Genomic DNA, 583 nt, shown 5'->3' with positions numbered 1-583 from the left:
CCACTCAGGTTGGCTTTATTCAGGCACATCTCATCCATCCTAGCCCCACTCAAGTCAGCACCACTAAAGTCGGTTCCAATCAGATACACACAATTGAATTTAGCTTCTCTAAAGTTGGCCCCGCTCAGGTTGCAGCCACTCAAATCTTTTTCTTCGCTATACTCAATTATGACTCCAGCAAAATTTCTTTCTCCCTCCGCGTAAAGTTCCAGCAACTCTTCTACAGAAATTGTTTGGCCCTTCATAACTCTTCTCCCAATCAGCTCACACTCTTAATTCTACCACCCTTGTCTTGAAGCAACTGCTATAACCTGGACTGACGCCAATTGCCGGCTCCGAGACTCCTTGCAGTAGTAACACAGGCATGGCCTGCCCTAGATAGATATTCTTTGGGTAAATCCTGACGTAATTACTGTGGGTATCCCCCATACCAGCCCTTACCATTCCTTATACTTCCATCTGGCATGATAGTGTTCTGAAACGACACTTTTCTAAATTCTACACCCTCCAAGTTCGCTCCCGTCAAATTAGCTTCACGCAAGCTAATGCTTTCCAGAACGGTATTGCTCAAATTAGCTCCGGT

The 583-nt window shown here is 45.5% G+C and carries 2 protein-coding genes; both read right to left on the bottom strand.

The window, feature by feature from the left end; translation table 11 throughout:
- Nucleotides 1–245: pentapeptide repeat-containing protein (locus OSC10802_RS0137970; RefSeq protein WP_017721990.1), on the bottom strand; the 245-nt coding region annotated here is incomplete at its 3' end.
- A gap of 164 nt (nucleotides 246–409) precedes the next feature.
- Complete coding sequence (locus OSC10802_RS56920) at nucleotides 410–571, bottom strand: pentapeptide repeat-containing protein (RefSeq protein ID WP_082218516.1); 162 nt, start codon at nucleotides 569–571, stop codon at nucleotides 410–412.
- Nucleotides 572–583 lie beyond the last annotated feature (12 nt).

The sequence above is a fragment of the Kamptonema formosum PCC 10802 genome (assembly GCF_000332335.1).
Lineage (GTDB): Bacteria > Cyanobacteriota > Cyanobacteriia > Cyanobacteriales > Oscillatoriaceae > Oscillatoria.
The sequence above is the reverse complement of the archived record's forward strand: the minus strand, read 5'-3'. Positions and strand labels throughout refer to the sequence as shown.